This window comes from Adhaeribacter rhizoryzae (assembly GCF_008629685.1).
Classification (GTDB): domain Bacteria; phylum Bacteroidota; class Bacteroidia; order Cytophagales; family Hymenobacteraceae; genus Adhaeribacter; species Adhaeribacter rhizoryzae.
Genome location: NZ_VWSF01000004.1, coordinates 137,278 through 155,578, shown reverse-complemented (window position 1 = coordinate 155,578; position 18,301 = coordinate 137,278). Strand labels below are relative to the sequence as shown.

At 40.9% G+C, this 18,301-nt stretch carries 17 protein-coding genes; 7 read left to right on the top strand and 10 right to left on the bottom strand.

Annotated elements, in window-relative coordinates:
- Positions 1-406 precede the first annotated feature (406 nt).
- Complete coding sequence (locus tag F0145_RS07605; RefSeq protein WP_150087720.1) at positions 407-1,486, bottom strand: hypothetical protein; 1,080 nt, start codon at positions 1,484-1,486, stop codon at positions 407-409.
- 64 nt (positions 1,487-1,550) lie between these two features.
- Here F0145_RS07605 and F0145_RS07600 point away from each other — a divergent pair, with 64 nt between their 5' ends.
- Positions 1,551-1,961: a hypothetical protein gene (locus tag F0145_RS07600; protein ID WP_150087719.1), complete on the top strand. Its 411-nt coding sequence runs from the start codon at positions 1,551-1,553 to the stop codon at positions 1,959-1,961.
- A 25-nt stretch (positions 1,962-1,986) separates the two neighbouring features.
- Here the strand turns inward: F0145_RS07600 and F0145_RS07595 are convergent, their stop codons facing one another.
- On the bottom strand, positions 1,987-2,868 hold the full coding sequence (locus F0145_RS07595) for a cyanophycinase (RefSeq protein ID WP_150087718.1): 882 nt from the start codon (positions 2,866-2,868) through the stop codon (positions 1,987-1,989).
- A gap of 241 nt (positions 2,869-3,109) precedes the next feature.
- Here F0145_RS07595 and F0145_RS07590 point away from each other — a divergent pair, with 241 nt between their 5' ends.
- From F0145_RS07590 to F0145_RS07570, 5 genes are all read left to right on the top strand, one after another.
- Positions 3,110-3,559, top strand: a complete 450-nt coding sequence (locus F0145_RS07590) for a MarR family winged helix-turn-helix transcriptional regulator (protein ID WP_150087717.1) — start codon at positions 3,110-3,112, stop codon at positions 3,557-3,559.
- A 59-nt stretch (positions 3,560-3,618) separates the two neighbouring features.
- On the top strand, positions 3,619-4,728 hold the full coding sequence (locus F0145_RS07585) for an alkene reductase (RefSeq protein ID WP_150087716.1): 1,110 nt from the start codon (positions 3,619-3,621) through the stop codon (positions 4,726-4,728).
- 210 nt (positions 4,729-4,938) lie between these two features.
- Positions 4,939-5,946, top strand: coding sequence for an aldo/keto reductase (locus F0145_RS07580; RefSeq protein ID WP_150087715.1), 1,008 nt, complete (start codon positions 4,939-4,941; stop codon positions 5,944-5,946).
- A 74-nt stretch (positions 5,947-6,020) separates the two neighbouring features.
- Positions 6,021-7,040 carry an LLM class flavin-dependent oxidoreductase gene (locus F0145_RS07575; RefSeq protein WP_150087714.1) on the top strand — a complete coding sequence of 340 codons (1,020 nt, stop codon included), beginning with the start codon at positions 6,021-6,023 and terminating at the stop codon, positions 7,038-7,040.
- A gap of 199 nt (positions 7,041-7,239) precedes the next feature.
- Entirely contained in the window at positions 7,240-7,902 is a 663-nt protein-coding gene (locus F0145_RS07570) for a transmembrane-type terpene cyclase (protein ID WP_223815880.1), read from the top strand.
- Positions 7,903-8,043: 141 nt separating this feature from the next.
- On the opposite strand, the gene F0145_RS07565 is transcribed toward F0145_RS07570, so the two are convergent.
- From F0145_RS07565 to F0145_RS07535, 7 genes are all read right to left on the bottom strand, one after another.
- Entirely contained in the window at positions 8,044-8,631 is a 588-nt protein-coding gene (locus F0145_RS07565) for a DUF4276 family protein (protein WP_223815898.1), read from the bottom strand.
- Positions 8,624-9,814 carry an AAA family ATPase gene (locus F0145_RS07560; protein WP_150087712.1) on the bottom strand — a complete coding sequence of 397 codons (1,191 nt, stop codon included), beginning with the start codon at positions 9,812-9,814 and terminating at the stop codon, positions 8,624-8,626. Before F0145_RS07560 ends, F0145_RS07565 begins: the two co-directional genes overlap by 8 nt.
- A gap of 650 nt (positions 9,815-10,464) precedes the next feature.
- Positions 10,465-11,445 carry an isoaspartyl peptidase/L-asparaginase family protein gene (locus tag F0145_RS07555; RefSeq protein ID WP_150087711.1) on the bottom strand — a complete coding sequence of 327 codons (981 nt, stop codon included), beginning with the start codon at positions 11,443-11,445 and terminating at the stop codon, positions 10,465-10,467.
- A 15-nt stretch (positions 11,446-11,460) separates the two neighbouring features.
- Positions 11,461-12,228, bottom strand: a complete 768-nt coding sequence (locus tag F0145_RS07550) for a copper homeostasis protein CutC (protein ID WP_223815877.1) — start codon at positions 12,226-12,228, stop codon at positions 11,461-11,463.
- A 183-nt stretch (positions 12,229-12,411) separates the two neighbouring features.
- Positions 12,412-13,563, bottom strand: a complete 1,152-nt coding sequence (locus F0145_RS07545; RefSeq protein ID WP_150087710.1) for a tetratricopeptide repeat protein — start codon at positions 13,561-13,563, stop codon at positions 12,412-12,414.
- 36 nt (positions 13,564-13,599) lie between these two features.
- The gene (gene gyrA, locus F0145_RS07540) at positions 13,600-16,152 is read right to left on the bottom strand and encodes a DNA gyrase subunit A (protein WP_150087709.1); all 2,553 of its coding nucleotides are present in this window, start codon (positions 16,150-16,152) and stop codon (positions 13,600-13,602) included.
- 77 nt (positions 16,153-16,229) lie between these two features.
- Positions 16,230-16,463: a hypothetical protein gene (locus F0145_RS07535; protein WP_150087708.1), complete on the bottom strand. Its 234-nt coding sequence runs from the start codon at positions 16,461-16,463 to the stop codon at positions 16,230-16,232.
- Positions 16,464-16,749: 286 nt separating this feature from the next.
- Here F0145_RS07535 and F0145_RS07530 point away from each other — a divergent pair, with 286 nt between their 5' ends.
- Positions 16,750-17,202, top strand: coding sequence for a QcrA and Rieske domain-containing protein (locus F0145_RS07530; RefSeq protein ID WP_150087707.1), 453 nt, complete (start codon positions 16,750-16,752; stop codon positions 17,200-17,202).
- A gap of 10 nt (positions 17,203-17,212) precedes the next feature.
- On the opposite strand, the gene F0145_RS07525 is transcribed toward F0145_RS07530, so the two are convergent.
- Complete coding sequence (locus tag F0145_RS07525) at positions 17,213-18,070, bottom strand: prephenate dehydrogenase (RefSeq protein WP_150087706.1); 858 nt, start codon at positions 18,068-18,070, stop codon at positions 17,213-17,215.
- Positions 18,071-18,301 lie beyond the last annotated feature (231 nt).

Here is an 18,301-nt window from a genome sequence, read left to right as displayed (position 1 = left end):
ACTAAAAAATTTTTATTAAATATAGCAGAATTAAGCATCTGCAAAATTTATTAATGCTTAAAAATAACAGCCCATTTCGGTCTAAACTAACTGTAGGTAAATTAAAACTTTATCAGTTTCAGTTTTTATGATTTTTAATTTTTTACAAGGCACTTATTAATATTCCACTATGCCCTTACTGTATGTAATACAAGCTGGGTACAAGTTAAAGCTTATAAAGAAATTTAATACTGTAACTAATTAATATTCAGATTAAAATACACGTAACAAACTATTGAACGCTAAACCGATTTATTAAGCAGTAATTTCAACTTCATAAAATATTAAGTATTTGGGCCAAAAATATTCTTTATAAAATAGAAGAAAAACGCGACGCAGAAATTATGTTCTTCTTTTAGTTTTCTGGTTAGTTTAAACTGAAAAACTTAGTTCGGCTTACCTTTTTACTATTGTCAATAATCCGCACATCAATGGCAGAAATTCCTCTGGATTTAAAAGTGCCTACATAATATTTGAGTTGCCGGTCTTGCTCTTTAAAACTGAAATCAACCTTGTTTAACAACCTTTTACTGTTAGCGTCATAAATATATAAGCTAATGGGAGTTCCAATCTTATAATCAAGGTTCAAGGTAATGTAATCAGTAGGGTTTGTCTTGAGGTGGTTCAGGGTAGAATAATTGACCGAAGTTTCAGATAATAATAGATTAACACCATCCGGTTCAGCCGCAATAATTTTGTAGAAATAAATACCACTAGCCTGTACGGTGTCGGTTAAGGAATAAGATAATTTACTACCCCCAAAAGTATTTTTTTCGTGTGGCATCGTTTTAATTTCTGAAAACCTGCTTTCGGTATCTTTGCGCCGGAATATTTGGAAACCTTGAATCTGCTCACTAAGGTCCTCAGTTATCGTCCAGGCTAATTGCACCACATCTTCTACTATTTTACTGGTAGTTAATGCCTTATCTTTCATGGGTTGTACCGGAAGGCCACGCGGCTGGGTGCTTACCTGAATCTGAAAGGAACAAAAGTCTTTTAAATAGCCGTCAATATTAATTAAGTAGGAATGGTTCGCCGGTAAAGCTTCTAACTCCACAAAAATATCGTCTTGGGTAGCTAAGGAAGTGCAGGATAATATTTTATAAGTTTTGGGCTGGCAGGGTACCCCATCAATTACTACCAATTGCACGCCACGGGTATCCCGGCATTGCTGGCCATTAATATTTATATAATATTTGCCGGCCTGGTTGGTCTTAAACCAGAACCATTGGTCGTTGTGATATTCAATACATTTTCCGGTTAAAGATTCATCTACACAGGCCCAGTCTACGGTGCAATCAGTAGTATTGGAAAGAAAAGCTGGGGAATTTACCTTTAATTCTAGGCGCTTATCAATATCGTTATTGGGGACCTGCGCAGCGGAAAAATGGCAAACCATAATAAATACGAAAATAGCGGCAATGGTACATTTATTCGCAAATATCATTTGGCTCTCTTCTAATTATGGCTAAATTGAATAGCTTCTTTCCTATTAAATATCTTTAATAATCATGAAATATCTGGTAAGTATTTTATTAATATTTTACATGCTTGGTTTAGCAGCGCAGGCAACCGATTTCTTAATTGGAAAATGGCAGGTAGTGCAATCTTTATCGCCTAAGGGAGCGCCTCCTAAAATGGAAAAAGAGTTAAATAAATTAAAGGAAATTTACGAAGGAGCCAACTTTGAATTTTTGCCGGATAATAAATTTAATTTAATAGCAAAAGACCCTCAAAATAATATTCAGGAGGCATATTGGGTTTATAATAGTGCCACCAAAAGCATTAAAGTGTGTAAATGGGAAAACAGAGGCCAGCTGAAGCCGCTGCTCTTAGAATTATCTGCCAGAACAGAAAAAGATGGCAACACTTACTTCTGGTTCGATGTGGTACCAGTAGCATTAAAGGTTAAGAAATTATAAAGAGGGCTAAGTTAAAAAGTGTAATTTAAATGTGTAACTGCTCATACGTAGGTATTTTGTAAGTATCTCCGCTCCGGAGCAAATGCACGTGTAAACCCCTTACAGTAAATGGTTCGCCGTTACCAATTTCATAAATATTGGTGTGGCTAATATCCATGCCATCTACCACGGTTATTAAACCACTACCAATTACTTCAAAAGTGCCGCCATCCGAAACCAGAATGGCCGTATCTTCTTCTAAACCAATACCAATGCAACCCGGATTGGTGGCAATGGCCTGAGCCATCCGAACAATGCGGCCCCTGGCAATAAAATGGGTATCGATGGCAACATCTTTTAAAAACTCCAGCCCGGTAGTTACCTTAACATCGCCTTTAATCATGCCCCCCTGCACCTCGCCTTCGTAAATCATGGGCGTGGACATGGCGGCCGCGCCGGCGCTGGTGCCCGCCACCACAATTGGTTCAAAGGTATACCGCTCTTTTATGCGTTGCAGCAGTGGCGTTCCTCCTAAAAGGGCAGTTAATTTTAATTGATCGCCACCGGTAATAAAAATGCCGGCGGCCCGGTCTATTATATCATAGTAAGCTGGGTCTTTGGCATCCTGGCGGTTCCGGATATCTACTACCTCAATATTGTTAACCTTTAATTTCCGAAATACTTCTTTATAATCCTGCACCATTTCATCCGGCACACTAGATGCCGTAGGAATAAGGGCAATCATTGGGTTTTCGCCTTTTAACTCGGCTACAAAACGCTTTAATATTTCCAGGTTATGAAAATCTACCGATTGCCTTTCTTTAGGGGTGAGGCCTTTGTCTTCTTTTCCCCCGATAGACAATAATTTTCCTTTTGGAACAGGCAGTCGCTGGCCATTCTCCTTTTGTTTGGTTTCCGCTTTTGGCATAAGCTATAATTAGTTACCGTAAAACTTTTTACCTCTAACAGATTAGTTGTTTATTTTGCTTACTGCTCATAACATACTCTATAGCAGCAGCAAGGTTTTATACCCAAATAAGAAAATTCCTAAACCATAAAAATTTTATTGCGACTTAACTAATAGATAAATAATTGCCCGTCCACGAAACCTTGTATACTCAATTGTTGTATATACAGATATTAGTATTACCTTTGAGCATATTTAGAATATGAAACTGGAAGCAGAAATAAAGCAGCAGGAATTTAAAACGCCTTATCACCGGATGATGGTAAATATTATGTTTACCGCCAACTGGATACATAAGGATTTATCGTGCCAGTTGCGCCCTTTTGATATTTCGCTGCAGCAACATAATGTACTCAGTATTTTAAAAGGCCAGTACCCTGTCCCCTGCACGTTGGGCTTAATTCAGGAACGCATGCTGGACCGGGAAAGCAACGCCACCCGGCTGGTAGATAAATTATTGCTGAAAGGCTTAGTAGATCGTTGTCAGTGCCCCTATAACCGGCGCAAAGTAGATATTGTGATTACCCCAACTGGCTTAGAACTACTCGAAAAAACCAAACCAATATTAGGAACAATAGAAAACCGGTATAAAACCTTAACAGCCGAAGAAGCTACCCTGCTGGGCAACCTTTTAGATAAATTACGCGATTAAATATTTTTTTACCTAAATACTTGTATACACAATTAATGTTAAAACATTAAATATTAAACATGAAAAATCAACCTTTGTTAACGCCTTATAACTCTGGCAATATAATATTAAAAAACCGGGTAGTAATGGCCCCTATGACCCGCAGTCGGGCCGATAATCCGGAAAATGCCGCCGGTGCGCTACAAGCCGAATATTATGCCCAGCGGGCCGGCGCCGGTCTAATAATTTCGGAAGGCACCCAGATTAGCCCGCAAGCTGTAGGCTACATAAATACGCCCGGTATTTATTCCGAAGCGCAAGTAGCCGGTTGGCAAGCGGTTACCGCCGCAGTACACGCCCGAGATGGTAAAATATTTGCCCAGTTATGGCACGTTGGCCGGATTTCGCATCCCGATTTCCACGGTGGCAACTTACCCGTAGCCCCTTCGGCCATTAATCCGCACGAAAAAGTATTTACGCCCGAAGGTTTTAAAGAAACTGTTACCCCACGGGCTTTAACCACCGAAGAAGTTCAAGCCATTGTGCAGGACTTTAAAAAAGCATCTGCTAACGCGGTAAAAGCTGGTTTCGACGGCGTAGAACTGCACGCTTCTAATGGTTATTTATTTCATCAGTTCTTTAACAAGTGCGCCAACCAACGCACCGATGCTTACGGCGGCTCCATAGAAAACCGCGCCCGAATCTTATTTGAGGTGCTGGATGCTGTAAAAGAAGAAATTGACCTAAGCAAAGTTGGCGTACGTTTAAATCCTTCGCTGCACGGTTTGTTTGGCATAACCGTAGATGAAGAAACCATCCCGACTTTTGAATATATTATAAACCGGCTGAACAGTTATAATTTGGCTTACCTGCATTTATCGGAGCCATTTGCACCGGTTGATACCGTACCTTACGCCGTAAAAGAAATTGCCAAGCACTTCCGGCCATTGTACCAAGGCACTTTAATCATTAACAAAGGCTTTAACCAGGAATTGGGTAATCAGGTAATTGCCAATGGTTTAGCGGATTTGGTGGCTTTTGGCGTACCATTTATTTCAAACCCCGACTTGCCGCAACGCTTTGCCAAAGGCGCCAGCTTAAACAAACCGGATGCTGCTACTTTTTATACCGGCGGCGAAAAAGGCTTTATTGATTATCCGGTTTTAACCGAAGATTCTGTAAACCAATAATATTTGCTGTTTTCTTTTTTTCAGGGCGGATTAATATTAATCCGTCCTGTTTTTTTAGCTGCTGTTTACCGGTAACATAATAAAAACAATTATTAAAAAGCTTTAACTAAATATTTTTTGTACTGTCTTTAACCAGATGGCGTAAAAAGCTAAATCTGTAAAATTCAGGATCAAAAGAATATTTTAAAAAAATAATTATAGAACATACTAATGGAATTAAGAAAAGTAGGAAAATCAGATGTAATGGTAACACCCATGGCTTTTGGCGCCTGGGCAATTGGAGGCTGGATGTGGGGCGGTGCCGAAGAGCAAGCTGCTATACGGGCCATTAAAGCGGCCTTTGCGGCGGGTATTACCACCATCGATACGGCTCCGGTTTATGGTTTTGGCAAGAGCGAAGAACTGGTAGGCCGGGCTATGGCGGGCGTGCCACGCGATCAATACCAAATATTAACCAAATTCGGCATGAACTGGGAAACCGAACAAGGCGAATATTTCTTCGATTCGGTAGATAATGACGGTAAACCTTTCCGGATGTTTAAATGGGCTTCGCGCGAAAAAATAATGCAGGAATGCGAAAACAGTCTGCGGCTACTCAAAACCGACTACATTGATTTGTACCAGATTCACTGGCCCGATGCTACCACGCCCATTAGCGAAACCTTTGAGGCCGTGCAACGCCTGATAGAACAAGGCAAAGTAAGAGCCGCCGGGGTTTGTAATTACAATACAGGGCAAATTTCCGAAGCGCTGAATACCATTCAATTGGCTTCCAATCAGGTGCCGTATTCCATGATTAACCGGGGCATTGAAAAAGATGTAATTCCCCAGGCGCTGGAAAATGGCTTAAGCATTATTCCGTACAGCCCTTTGCAAAGAGGTTTGCTCACCGGCAAAATTAAACCCGGCCACCACTTTAACGAAGGCGATTCCCGCGAAGGCAACTTGTTTTATACCGACGAAAATATTAACCGGGCCTTAAACTTATTGGCAGAAATTAAACCCATTGCGGATAAACATGAGGTAACCTTAGCGCAGTTGGTAATAAACTGGACGATGAATCGCCCTGGGGTAGCTTGCGTTTTGGTTGGCGCCCGCGATGAACACCAGGTAGCTGATAATGCCAAAGCATTAGATTTTACGCTAAGCACTGAAGAATTAAATACGATAACTGAAGTAGCCGACCGCTTTAGTTTGGCTCCGGTAAGCCAAGGGTAATATTTTTTTGCTGGCGCAGGTAAATAAACCGCAAGCGCCAATATTTGCTTTTATGTAAATCTAACTCAATCTATATGAGTTTAAAATTAAGTATTCTGGATCAGTCGTTGGTGAACAAAGGCGTAAGCGCCGGCGAAGCGTTGCAGCAGACCGTAGAAATGGCCAAACTGGCCGACCACTTGGGTTATACCCGGTTTTGGGTTTCGGAGCACCACAACATGACGGCCATTGCGGGTTCGGCACCCGAAATATTAATGGTTAAGTTAGCCGATGCCACGCAACACATCCGGGTTGGCTCCGGCGGTATTATGTTGCCCAACCACAGCGCTTTAAAAGTAGCCGAAAATTTCCGGATGCTGGAGGCTTTGTTTCCGGGCCGGATAGACTTGGGTATAGGTCGGGCACCCGGCGGCGATCGCGTTACGGCTTATTTGCTTAACCCATCTAATAATTTTAGTGAAGAAAGCTACCGCCAGCAATTAGATTATTTGCAATTATTCTTTTCGGATACCGCCAGCACCGAAAACGGCCGCATTCTGGCCATTCCGCAAGCAGCTACTACCCCCGAACAATGGATGCTGAGTTCCAGCGGCGGCAGCAGCAAAATTGCCGCGGAGTATGGCATGGGACTGGCCGTAGCTAAATTTATTAACGGCGATGTTCAGCCCGAGGTAGTACAGGAATACCAGCAGCATTTTAAACCTTCGGCCCAGTTTCCGGAACCGCACGCCATCTTATCTATTATTGTGCTGTGCGCCGAGACGCCGCAAAAGGCATTGGAAATGCGCAAAGTACTCGATTACCGGTTTATTCAGATGGAGCGGGGTAATTTTACTTCTTTGAGTACTTACGACGAAATCCGGAATTACGAATTTTCGGATATGGAATTAATACGCATTAGAGCCAACGCCAGCCGCGTTATATCCGGCACGCCCGAAACCGTAAAGCCGCAACTGGAAAAATTAGCTAGCGACTTTGGCGTAAACGAAATTGTGGTAACTACTATGGCCGATTACCCAGAAAGAAAACGGTCTTTTGAGTTATTAGCCGAAGCTTTTGCATTAAATAAACGGTTAGTTGCTGCGCCTCACTAGCAATTTATACAGGTATAAAATTATTACGAAAGCACTTCTGCCTAAACGCGGAAGTGCTTTTTATTTTACGCTCATTTTAATTATGTCGTGAACTGCTTTTTTGTTTAAACAGCCCAAACAATTTGCTTTGCTGCTGGTATTGCTTTGTAAATAACCACCAAACAATAATTACCTGCTGCGCTGCGGCAAAACCAACCCCATGATTCATAAACCGGTACCCGTTGATGCCACCCTGGCAAATTCACTTTTAATTGGCAGCGGCATTTTTTGGACAATTACTTATTTGCTTATTTTGCGCCGGGGTGCCAAAGATAAAATGTATGGTATGCCCTTAGCCGCTTTATGCGCCAACCTAGCTTGGGAGTTTATTTTTGCCTTTGTGTTCCCGCACCCTTACCCCCAAAGAATAATTAACTACATCTGGCTTACTTTCGATTTAGGAATTATGGCGCAATATTTAAGTTATGGCCTAAGAGAATTTCCAGAGAACTTACCCAAGCCTTTTTTCTATGTAAAGTTTCTAATTGGCTTGCTTTTTTCAGCTTTACTCATTACCTATATATCCATTGAATTTGAGGAATTTATAGGGTACTACGCGGCATTTGGCCAAAACCTGCTCATGTCGGTGCTTTTTATTTCAATGTTATTCCGGCGCAACAGCCTGGGCGGACAATCGGCGTATATTGCTTTGTTTAAAATGCTGGGCACTATCCTGGCTTCTATAATATTTTACCTGTATTTCCCTAAATCGTATCTGCTCCTGCTGCTTTTCTTAGCCATCTTTATTTACGACTTAATCTATTTATTCCTGCTCACATTCAGACTCAAAAAAGAAGGTATCCGGCCTTGGCAACATTGGTAAACCTATATTTTAACCGCGTGATAGGATGCTTTATTATTTTTTAGAACAATGGTCCCATTCCTTCACTTAATTTTAAATTGCAGGTATATTATCACCTCAAAAAAGCTTTCATTTAACATAAACTTACTTAAAAGGCTAGTCTTATTTATATTCATATTGAAGTAGAAAATCACAAAACAGCCTAAATGACGGACACTTACTTTTCATTTCTTCAATTCTAACTTTTTCCGATAAAATTAAATTGTGCTTTGTATTTAAATAACGTTTAGACTTATTCGAGCCCAAGTATATAATCTCTGCGAGTTTTTCCTTAGGAGATTTAATTAACTCTGGGTTTCCACTTAATCTTGGTTCATTCAATAAATTGAAAGCTTCTTTTATAGTTAAAGTATCACTCAAAAACCATCCTTCTATTTCTTCAATGGGTATACAAACAAAATTGTATGGCGCAGGACTATCTTCCATTAATTTTTTTAACTCAGTTTCAAGGGAAGCTAAGTTATTCCTATCTAAGTCATGAACAAGTATAACCATCTCACAACCTCTTTGTGACAAAGTCGAAGCATAACTTGAAGCTTTTCTTTTTAACTTACCGCATCCATTTCCAATAGCCTTCTTAAAACTGAGATTATCTTTATTTAAAATCCTCCTAATAATTGTCTTAAATGAATCAAAATCACTATTATCTTCTACAATCAAACCAATAGAAGTTACCTTTTTCTTACTCACTTTCAAACCCCCCTTCTTTCCAGTATTCTCCCAGGTTACCTCTTGTTTGCAAATAATTTTTTAGAGCTTCGTAATCGTTTTTTGACAAGGCTTTTGTTAATGATTGCGCCTTTGTACCAGATACACCTTTTTTTCTTACTAAAAGTATATTTTCTGGACTAAGCATATCTAGCACATAATCAGAATGTGTGCTAACAATAATTTGTTTGAATTTTGATTGTTGTTTAATTAATTCAATAATACTATTTAATAATCCATGATGTACACTAACCTCTGGTTCCTCGATTAATAATATTTCATTCTTATCATTGAGTATATAAAATACTAAAGCTAATGTTTTAAAAGTTCCTTCAGATAATTGATTAGGTGATAACTTTAAACCATCAATTTCTATAGATGGAACAATTATTTTTTTAGTACTTTCAATTTTTTGAATTTTTCCACCTGTTCTTACTTTATATGAGCTACTTGGTATTTCATGAACATGGAAATCAATGCTTTCTATTAATTCTAAACCATTAGCGCCAACCGTATTTAAAAATAATTCAAATGTTGATTCTTTAGAATTTTGAGCTCTGTATAAATCATAAATGAACATTTGATGATTTTTACTAGCTCTTAACTTAGGATTTATTCTATAATCTTCTAATTCTATAGAAATTGGACATTTGCTAGGGTCAGAAAACTGAGTAGCACTATAATAACTTATGCTAGAGAGTGTCTTAACTAAGTTTATTGAAAATTTTGATGTTTCTGATTGAAATTGCTTTGGCAAAATTATTAATGGTTTTCTTTTAATATATTCTACAACTTCAAATATTTCAGAGTCAATAAGTTGCCATTTCTTGCTCTTTTCTCCTAAAAACCGATATTTGACTTCAGTATAGAATACTTCATCTAAATTCCGTTCATCAGTTTCATAAAAAAAACTTGAACGAACTAATACAACTCTTTCATCAATAGTTATTTGAAGGTTTATTTGTGTATTTAAAAGTTCTTCCTTGCCTTCGTTTACAAAAAATCTTCTGTTCCTATCAGATTTACTAAATAATTGAAGACTATATAAAATACTGCTTTTACCCACTCCGTTAATACCTATAAGCGCTGTCAAATTTGTTGCTAATTCAAATTTTGTATCTATGCAGGAACGATAATTACTTATTTCAATTTGATTTATTTTCATTTTATAATTTTCTGATGATGATTAATAAAATAAAATCTTATTCTTTTAAAAACATAAGTATTTAACCTCTGTTTAAAACTATATTAGTTCATTTTAATTACATTATTACTTACTAAGAGGTTCGCGGGAGGCCAAGCTTATCCAAATGTTCGAGTCTCTACAATTGCCAGTCTTTCATCCTCTCCTTTATAAAATAGAAAAAAAGCCAGAAACTTACTCTTAATTAATATATTATAAGATATAATCAAAAGCCTCTTTTCAGCAATATGAATAAAACTAATTTTTAAAAATTTTCTAGTACTTTTGTAAGTAAATCAAAAAACTCTTTTCACCCGCTGATTATCGTATATTATTTCCTATAAAATTCCAAAGCAGCGCTATTATCAAATTAATTGGGCTTTTGAAGGTATTGGCCAGCAAAAGACAATTACTAGCAAGGTGGCAATTGCATTAAACGCAGTACATTATTGTTGCTATTCGTGTAGAACTCTATTCAACAGCAGCAGGTACGCGAAACCACAGAACAAGGAATGCTCTTATTTTTAAAGCTATAAGACAAACTTTTTATAGAAAGCAGGTTTGCTAGTCTCAGATGCTAAGCATTAGGGATTAATAAACTCATTATTGCGAACACTTGTAAGTAAGACTTTCTACTTCACCATGCTCCGGGCATCTATTAATTTGTTTTCCTGCCCGTTGTGTACCGCGTAATTAAAGCCGGACTGCACACTGTAGGCACCTACTTCACCGGCTTTATTCATGGCCAGGAAGCCAACTTGCAACTCTTTATAATTTTTCTGTTTTTTAACGATTCTTTCTACAGCAGCCCGACAAGCTTCCTGCGGTGATAGCCCTTGCCGCATTAATTCTACTACCAAATGGCTGCCCACCATTTTAATTACGGCTTCGCCTAAGCCGGTAGCACAAGCGCCGCCCACTTCGTTATCTACGTATAAAGCTGCCCCAATTATAGGCGAATCGCCAATCCGGCCGTGCATTTTCCAAGCGGCACCGCTGGTGGTACAAGCGCCGGACATATTGCCCTGGGCATCAATAGCCAACATACTAATGGTATCGTGGTTTTCGGCATTAATTACCGGTTTGTATTTAGATGTTTTCAGCCATTCTTTCCAGGCTTTGGCCGCTTGCGGCGTAAGCAGATTTTCTTTTTTAAACCCGTGCGCCAGCGCCAATCTTTGGGCCCCCTCACCTACCATAAACACGTGCGGCGTTTTCTCCATTACCAGCCGGGCTACCGAAATAGGGTGTTTAATATTTTGCAGAAAAGCGACCGAACCGCAGTTGCCTTCTTCGTCCATAATGCAGGCATCCAGGGTAACTTTACCTTCGCGATCCGGGTAACCGCCATAACCAACCGTCGTTACTTTCGGGTCGGCTTCCGTTACTTTTACGCCGGTTTCTACCGCATCCAAAGCCCGGCCTTTAGCATTTAAAACCTGCCAGGCGGCATCATTAGCTGCCAACCCGTGGTTCCAGGTAGATACTACCATTGGTTTGGTGGCGGTAGCAAGTGGTTTCGATTGGGCAGAAAAAGGTTTCCAGGAGGTTAAGCTGCTAAGGCCAACCGTTCCCAGGAAAGAATGAAAAATAAATTTACGGCGACTGTTCATGAAGCAATATATTAACTATTTAATATTTACGGCATTAAGTGCACTGGTAATTTTTTCAGTATCGGCTACCGCCAGTTCAAACTCGGGCAGGCGTAGTTCTCCCCCCATAGATACGCGTTCGTTGCGGTACTGCATATTACCAGGCATTTTTTTACGAGCCGATAAATGGAATTCGGGGGCGTTGGTTTCCCGGCGAATGCGGGCAATATTGCGTTCGGTTATACCGCCGCCCGGCATAATAATTATTTGGTTATTTGCTGCCTGTACCAATTGCGCAATTAATTCGGAACCTTCCAATACGGTTCTTTCCTGGCCCGAGGTCAATACGCGCGCGACCCCCATTTGAATCAGCTCGTTTAAAGCAACAAATGGTTCTGGGGTCATGTCGAAAGCCCGGTGAAAGGTAACCGACATGGGTTGGGCCGCTGCTATTAAAGCATTTGTGCGGGCAACATCAATGGTACCATCCAGATTTAAAATACCAATTACTACCCCGTCGCAACCCATTTCTTTGGCCAGCGCAATATCGCGCAGCATTATTTCGAACTCCTCCTCAGAATAACAAAAATCGCCACCCCGGGGCCTGATGAGCACGTGCAAACCTATTGTAATTTGCTGGCGCGTTAAACTAATTAAGCCGGCGCTGGGCGTTAAACCGCCTTCAAACAAGCCGGCACATAATTCTACCCGGGTAGCGCCGGCTTCCTGGGCCGTTACACTCGAAATAACTGAATCGGTACAAATTTCGAGTTTTACAACAGACTTTTCTGCGTTTATAAGCAAGAGCTAATTATTAAAAGTAATATAATTTGATTTAGTAAGAGCGGGAAATGGTTTACTCCGCGGTTGAAGTAAACAAGGGGTAATTTACTAAGAATAACCGGAAGGATATTATTTTTCCGGCAGCATTAAACACAAAAAAGGGAAGCTTTTGCCTCCCTTTTTTTGTGTAGATATAAATACTAATTATTTCTTAACTGTATCTGCTTTTTTGTTCATGGCTTCGGCATCTTTGGTGCGACCTAAAGCCAGGTAAACTTTGGCTAACGTATCCATGGTATTGGCATCGTTGGGGTTAGCTTTTAAAGCTGTTTCAAAAAATGGCAAAGAATTAGTAAAATGCTTTTTCATTTCGGGTTCTAACTTAGGCGCATTTTTCGCGTAAGTAGCCGAATTCATGGCCCGTAACTTTTTGTTGATTTCGAAACCCCGGTTAAAATGAACCACTCCCAGGTTAAAGTTAGCATTGGCATTGGTTGGCTCTATTTCTAAAGCTTTCTTATAGTTAACTTCAGCCTTATCAAAGTTTTTGGTTTGCTCATAAACCTGACCCAGAACCAAGTATAAGTTTACGTTTTTAGGATCTACCTTAATGGCGTTTTCCAGCTTAGAGATGGCTTCGGTGCCTTTACCCGAACTAATGTACATGTTCAGTTCCTCCAACATTAATTCTTTGTTGTTGGGGTTAGCTTTTAAGCCTTCTTCCAGCACTTTCATGGCTTCAGACTCATTTTTATCAACCTCTTTGGCAATGTAATACAAGCGGTTGTAAACGGTAGGCTTGGTGTAATTAATGCCAATTAGCTTGCGGTAGTTTTCTTTGGCACCGGCAAAATTATTAGATTGTTCCGCTGATGTAGCTGCGTATAAATAAGCGGTAGTATCCTGCGGGCGGGCGGCCTGGGCTTTGGTGAAAGCGGTGTAAGCTTCGGCGTATTTCTGCTCCTGGTAATTTTTTACACCTTCGTTCAGGGCAGTTACAAAAACTACTTCGCCTAAGGCATCTTTCTTTTCTTTGGCTTGTTTCGCAAATTCGCCGTCTGGTTTATCCAGAGCAATAGCTTTGTCGTAAGCAGCTAAAGCTTCGGTTAATGGGTCGGTAGATAAGTTACCGAATATTGGGTTATTCAGCATACCCGCATAAACCTCGCCTTTGGTAAACCAGGCTTTGGGATCGTTAGCGGTTTTGGCGTTTACAACGGCCTTGTCAATTTCGGTTTTGGCTTTATCTAATGTCCCGTTTTTTAAATATAAAGATGCATTAGTAACAGCTGATTTTTGGGCAAAAGCCAGTTGCATGCTAAAAACGGCAACTGCTGTTAATAAGAGCTTTTTCATAAATTAATTTTTGTGTGTTTGTATAAAATTTAAAAATTAGTTTTCATTAATTAAATCCGGATCGGTTAAATCCGGGTTCAGCGATTCGTCGGCTGGCAATTCTGATTGGTTTAACACAATTTCTTCCGCCAGTTCATCGGCTTTCTCTTCGTTCTCAATTTTAGCTACCGAAGATATTTCATCGCCTTCATTAATTTTAATTAACCTTACCCCCTGCGTAGCGCGGCCAATTACGCGTAAATCCGAAACCCGTAACCGAATAGTAATACCGGATTTATTAATAATCATTAAATCATCGGTATCTATTACCCCGTGAATAGCCACTAAATGGCCGGTTTTATCGGTAATATTTAAGGTTTTAACGCCTTTGCCGCCCCGGTTGGTTATACGGTATTCATCAATAGCCGATTTTTTACCGTAACCTTTTTCCGAAACTACCAGCAAATTCATTTGCTCATCTTTAACACAAACCATACCAACAACTTTATCTTCGTCGTTGGCTAAGGTTACGCCCCGAACACCGGCCGCGTTACGGCCCATCGAACGTACTTTGTCTTCGTTAAACCGCACCGCCCGGCCCGATTTTAAGGCCAGTACAATATCATTGGTACCGTTGGTTAACTGCACATCCAGCAAACAATCGCCATCGTTAATGGTAATGGCATTAATACCATTTAAGCGCGGCCGTGAGTAAGCTTCCAGCGGGGTTTTCTTAATAATACCTTTTTCGGTACAAAATATAAGGTAATTATTTAAAACGTAATCCGGATCTTTTAAATCGTGCACGTTAATAACGGCGCGCACTTTATCATCTTTTTCAATTTGAATCAGGTTCTGGATAGCCCGCCCTTTGGTAGTTTTACCACCCTCCGGAATTTCGTAAACTTTTAACCAGAATACCCGGCCGTGTTCGGTGAAGAACAGCATGTAATTATGCGTGCTGGCAATAAATAAATGCTCGGTAAAGTCATCTTGCTTGCCGGCCGAAGCACCCCGCGAACCAACGCCGCCGCGGCCCTGGCTCCGGTATTCGGTTAAGGCCGTTCTTTTAATATAACCTTCGTGCGAAATGGTAATTACCATGCTCTCATCCGGAATCATATCTTCCATAGAGAAATCGCTCGATGACATTTCAATAGTCGTGCGGCGGTCATCGCCGTACCGGTCTTTAATTTCCAGCAGCTCATCTTTGATAATCTGCATCCGGATGGCTTCGCTAGCTAATATTTCCTGCAAACGGGCAATTAAAGCTTTTATCTCTTCGTATTCTTTTACAATCTTATCGCGCTCCAGACCGGTTAAACGCTGCAAACGCATATCCAGAATGGCCCGCGCCTGAATATCGCTCAGGCTAAAGCGCTCAATTAAACCGGCCCGGGCAATTTCCGGATCGCGCGAAGAGCGAATCAGGTTAATTACTTCGTCGAGGTTATCGAGGGCAATGAGTAAACCTTCTAAAATATGCGCCCGTTTCTGCGCTTCGGCTAACTCGTACTCGGTACGCCGGATAACTACTTCGTGGCGGTGATCCACAAAGTGTTTAATCTGGTCTTTCAGGTTTAAGGTCATGGGCCGGCCTGCTACCAGCGCCACGTTGTTTACCCCAAACGAAGATTGTAATTGGGTATATTTATAAAGGTTATTCAGTACCACGTTCGGCATGGCATCGCGTTTCAGGTCATACACAATGCGTAAGCCATCGCGGTCCGATTCGTCGCGTAAATCCGAAATACCTTCTATTTTTTTCTCGTTAATTAAAGCTGCCGTTTTTTCAATCATAGCCGCTTTGTTTACCATGTACGGAATTTCGGTAACAATAATTTGTTCCTTACCCGATGGCAATGTTTCAAAAGCAGCTTTGGCCCGCACAATTACCCGGCCCCGGCCTGTTTCAAAAGCCGAACGCACGCCTTCGTAGCCGTAAATAATACCACCGGTTGGGAAATCCGGCGCGGTAATGTGCTCCATTAACTCGGCAATGGTAATCTCGTTATTATCTATGTAAGCCACAATGCCGCCGACCACTTCCGTAAGGTTGTGGGGTGCCATGTTGGTGGCCATACCCACCGCAATACCCGAAGTACCGTTTATTAATAAATTTGGAATTTTAGCCGGCAGTACGCTGGGTTCATTCAGCGAGTCGTCGAAGTTGGGAACAAAATCAACGGTATTTTTTTCAAGATCCGCCAATAATTCGTCGGCAATCCGTTTCAGGCGGGCTTCGGTGTAACGCATAGCCGCCGGCGAGTCGCCGTCTATGGAGCCAAAGTTTCCCTGGCCATCTACCAGCGGGTAACGCAACGACCAATCCTGGGCCATCCGCACCATGGTGTCGTAAACTGAAGCATCGCCGTGCGGGTGATATTTACCCAGTACTTCGCCCACAATACGGGCCGATTTTTTGTAAGCTTTGTTATAAGATACACCCAGTTCCGACATTCCGTACAGCACCCGGCGGTGTACCGGTTTTAATCCGTCGCGCACATCGGGCAAGGCCCGCGATATAATAACCGACATCGAATAATCGATGTACGCGCCACGCATTTCATCTTCAATATTTATAGGAATTATTTTTTCACCTTCGGCCATAGAGATAGCTCAAAAATTTATTTATTTATGAATAATAGAAGCTGCAAGTTACGATTTTTTCAACGTTTTGCCTAGTTTTATTTCTGCTTCTTCCGTGCCTTATCTTGCGATCGCTGGTTGTCTTGCGGTGCTCTTTTAGGCATTTTTTCGCCAATGCGCGGGTTTTGTTTTTTCCAGATGGGCTGCCCCCGGTAAGCCTTTTTACCGTGTAAATGTTGTTTACGAATGTGGCAGGAATAAATTTTGCAAGCCGGCTTACAGGCCGAGAAACTTAATAAAAAAGTAAAAAATATTAAAATATATTTATTCATACATTATTCTGAAAATGATCCGGCTTTTCCGGGCAGCCAAAGAAAATAAACAACCGGCTCAAAATCTTTGTAAAAACGAAAATATTAAAGAATTATTCTAAATACTAAGCTAAATATTTTGGCCTGATATATTATTAATTAATGACTTACCCGTACCAGGCTTCAGGTGGTATATGCAAGACTTAATCTTCAATATTTTTATAAAACCGCAAGCAACCTTTCCTAAATTCTTTCCGTGCTGGCAGCGCAATCAGATAGTTAGTTCTAATTAAAAAAAATAGCAACTATGGAAAGGAAAGAATTTTTATCGCTGCTGGGTTCCAGTGCGGCAGCATTATTTGCGGTTGGTTGTTTGGGCGGCTGCTCCGGTTCCGACTCCGACGATCCTCAACCTAGTGGGCCAGGTACCGGCAGCGGCGGTTCCGGGGGCAAGAAAGACTTTACGCTTAACCTGGCTACACCAGCTAATGCCAGTCTCAAAACACCCGGTAATGCTTTAATCAGCAATGGGGTTATAGTGGCATTTACTACGGCCTCCAGCTACGTAGCTGTTTCCTCTACCTGTACCCATGAAGGCAATACGATTGGTTACGACGCCGGCAATAAAAAATTTAGCTGCCCGGCACACGGCTCGGCTTTTAATGAAAACGGCACCGTGCTGAATGGCCCGGCTTCTACTGCTCTGAAGCAATACAAAACTACTTTAACCGGCGATAACCTGCGGGTGTACGAAGACTGATTTTAATAAATTATTTGGGATCAATACCGCTTAATATCCGGCGGATTTCATTTGTCTTTTTCATGAGTTCGTAACTGGCTGCTTCGTCCTGATTATCAATCATATTTTTAAATTCCTGCAATTTTCGGATGTAACTATCCAGGGCGGCGGAAATATTGCGGCTGTTCTGGGTAAATATGGGCGCCCACATGTCAGGCGAACTTTTGGCTAAACGAACGGTAGAAGAAAAACCGCTACCGGCCATATTAAATATATTTTCTTCGTCTTTTTCTTTTTCCAATACGGTTGCTCCCAAGGCAAAAGAACTAATGTGGCTTAAATGCGATACGTAAGCCAGGTGCAAATCGTGCGAATCGGCGGGCATGTAGCTCAGGCGCATATCCAGTTGTCGGAAAATACTTTCTACCAGCTTAACCGATTCGGGTCGGCTTTTTTCCTGGTCGCAAATAATCATAATTTTTTGCGGCAGCAACCCGGCAAATGCCGCATCTGGTCCCGAGTTTTCGGTACCCGCAATGGGATGCACCGCCACAAATTGGGCACGTTTAGGATGTTTTTCTACTACCCGGCAAATTAATTCTTTGGTAGAGCCAAAATCAATTAAAGTAGCTTGCTCCGGCAACAAATCCAACACCGGGTTCAGCATGGCTATTAAAGCATTTACTGGCACGGCCAACACGGTTAAATCTGCTTTAACAACGGCTTGTTCTAAAGGTAATATTTCGTTTACAATTTCTAATTCCAATGCCCGGTTGGCATGATTCGGGTTGCTATCTACCCCAATAAAATTATAAGATTGGTCTTGTTGTTTTAAGCCTAAGGCAAAAGATCCGCCCAGTAAACCCAGGCCCACAATACAAATATTCATACCGCGAAAAGAAAGACTTCTTTTTACATTTCCAAATTAAGAGTTGCCAGCATATAAGAAAAATCAGGTTTAAATAATTTAGGCCCGGTTTTTGAACTATAACCCGTAGATTTTTTTTATAAACCTGAAAGCCTTTATCTGGCTTTAGAGCTGAACAACAGCGTGGTAACCTTTAATAAATTATTAATTCTTAAATTTTTTAAAACAAAGATTTTCTAATTGAGTAAATTT

Bases quoted from the DNA above. Each gene is read 5' to 3' on its own strand.
- F0145_RS07580 (WP_150087715.1), top strand. From the start codon at position 4,939: ATGGAATTAAGAAAAGTAGGAAAATCAGATGTAATGGTAACACCCATG.
- F0145_RS07595 (WP_150087718.1), bottom strand. From the start codon at position 2,868: ATGCCAAAAGCGGAAACCAAACAAAAGGAGAATGGCCAGCGACTGCCT.
- F0145_RS07530 (WP_150087707.1), top strand. From the start codon at position 16,750: ATGGAAAGGAAAGAATTTTTATCGCTGCTGGGTTCCAGTGCGGCAGCA.
- F0145_RS07590 (WP_150087717.1), top strand. From the start codon at position 3,110: ATGAAACTGGAAGCAGAAATAAAGCAGCAGGAATTTAAAACGCCTTAT.
- gyrA (WP_150087709.1), bottom strand. From the start codon at position 16,152: ATGGCCGAAGGTGAAAAAATAATTCCTATAAATATTGAAGATGAAATG.
- F0145_RS07555 (WP_150087711.1), bottom strand. From the start codon at position 11,445: ATGAACAGTCGCCGTAAATTTATTTTTCATTCTTTCCTGGGAACGGTT.
- F0145_RS07575 (WP_150087714.1), top strand. From the start codon at position 6,021: ATGAGTTTAAAATTAAGTATTCTGGATCAGTCGTTGGTGAACAAAGGC.
- F0145_RS07600 (WP_150087719.1), top strand. From the start codon at position 1,551: ATGAAATATCTGGTAAGTATTTTATTAATATTTTACATGCTTGGTTTA.
- F0145_RS07605 (WP_150087720.1), bottom strand. From the start codon at position 1,486: ATGATATTTGCGAATAAATGTACCATTGCCGCTATTTTCGTATTTATT.
- F0145_RS07570 (WP_223815880.1), top strand. From the start codon at position 7,240: ATGATTCATAAACCGGTACCCGTTGATGCCACCCTGGCAAATTCACTT.
- F0145_RS07545 (WP_150087710.1), bottom strand. From the start codon at position 13,563: ATGAAAAAGCTCTTATTAACAGCAGTTGCCGTTTTTAGCATGCAACTG.
- F0145_RS07560 (WP_150087712.1), bottom strand. From the start codon at position 9,814: ATGAAAATAAATCAAATTGAAATAAGTAATTATCGTTCCTGCATAGAT.
- F0145_RS07535 (WP_150087708.1), bottom strand. From the start codon at position 16,463: ATGAATAAATATATTTTAATATTTTTTACTTTTTTATTAAGTTTCTCG.
- F0145_RS07585 (WP_150087716.1), top strand. From the start codon at position 3,619: ATGAAAAATCAACCTTTGTTAACGCCTTATAACTCTGGCAATATAATA.
- F0145_RS07525 (WP_150087706.1), bottom strand. From the start codon at position 18,070: ATGAATATTTGTATTGTGGGCCTGGGTTTACTGGGCGGATCTTTTGCC.